2 protein-coding genes are annotated in these 1,383 nt (G+C 54.3%); both read right to left on the reverse strand.

Annotated elements, in window-relative coordinates:
* Positions 1-414, reverse strand: a 414-nt coding sequence (locus CW742_RS13175; protein ID WP_292421122.1) for an NTP transferase domain-containing protein, incomplete at its 3' end; no start/stop codon positions are given.
* Positions 402-1,383: histidinol-phosphate transaminase (locus tag CW742_RS13180; protein ID WP_292421124.1), on the reverse strand; the 982-nt coding region annotated here is incomplete at its 5' end. The genes CW742_RS13180 and CW742_RS13175, both read right to left, overlap by 13 nt.

The raw sequence follows: 1,383 nt of genomic DNA on the forward strand, positions 1-1,383 counted from the left end.
TGCCGGTTCCAGTCCAAGGGAACGGCTCAGGCTTAGCGGGACCCAGACCGAGCAGGCATCAAGCGGCGACTTCTCATACTCGTCCTTTATTCGCTGAATGATATGCGGTGAAATACCGGCAAGATCTCCTCCGCAGGTAAAAAGGGGGCCTTCGGCACCAAGACCGGTGACAGATTCTTCAAGATCCTCAACATATCCCCGTCCGGAAGCCAGTACCAGGGATATGCCTTGTGCCCGGCACCAGTTCTGGGTATAACGGGTATTCGGGGCAGCAACAACAATAACGTCAAGACCGGCTTCCTCAAAAGCGTCGATGACATAGGAAATCATCGGCCTGTTCAGGACCTGGACAAGCGGTTTCTCTCCAAGGCCGAGCCGGCTGCCCTGCCCCCCGGCCATAATCAGCGCAAGCATGCGGCCAGTGCCTCGATAAGAATGCGGTTTTCTTCCCGGTCCCGGACCGCGAGACGGATTGAGGTGGGGAGCCCGAATGATGAGCAGTTCCTGACAAGGACACCCCGCAGAAGCAGTTGTTCGGAGACATGGCCGGCGTCACGCCCGGCATCTGCAAGAATATAATTTGCTGATGATGGTGTGCAGGTCAGCCCGAGTGCGGTCAGCTCCCTGTCCAGCCATTCCCGCTCCCGGCATATGAGGGTGCGCGACTTATCCAGTTCATCAAAGTTCCGGAAAGCAGCGATGGCAAATGCTTCGGCAAATGCATTCACCGACCAGGGAGGTCGCACCAGTTCTATTTGCGCTATAAGATCCGGCTCCCCGAAGCCATAGCCAAACCGGATCCCGGGTACGGCAAAATTTTTCGTAAGCGACCGAAGCACGAAAAGGGAATCATTCCGGACATTTACGAGACTCTGGTTGGGATCGGACAGTTCGATAAACGCTTCATCAAGAAAGAGAAGCGCATCCGGAAATGGCATGGCGTCAAGAATGGTGCAGAGATTATCGCGGGTGTGCAGCGTACCCGTGGGATTATTGGGATTGCAGATAAACCGTATAAGCGCATCAGCATGAGTATAAGTCTGTCTTCCGCCGTAGAGCCTAGCGGAAAGCGCATATTCTCCGAATGTAGGATCTTCGATAAAAAAAGTTCCTCCCTTCTGTAGTACGACCGCACAGAAGAGGCGGATCAACTCGATGGACCCGTTTCCGACACAAATCTCTTCAACGCTTCTCCCGAACTGTTTCCCGATAACTTCCTTCAGGTTAAGGTAGCTGTCGTCAGGATAGCATTCAAGCATTCCGGGGTCAGGAGTCCATTTGACGTCAGGGGGAAACGGGTTGAGACTTGCACTGAAGTCCAGAACCGGCCCTCCTCTCTTTTCGATGGCTCGTTTGACGGTGCCGCCGTGCACAACCTTGGTA

Origin of the sequence: Methanoregula sp. (assembly GCF_002835825.1) — an archaeon.
Classification (GTDB): Archaea; Halobacteriota; Methanomicrobia; order Methanomicrobiales; family Methanospirillaceae; genus Methanoregula.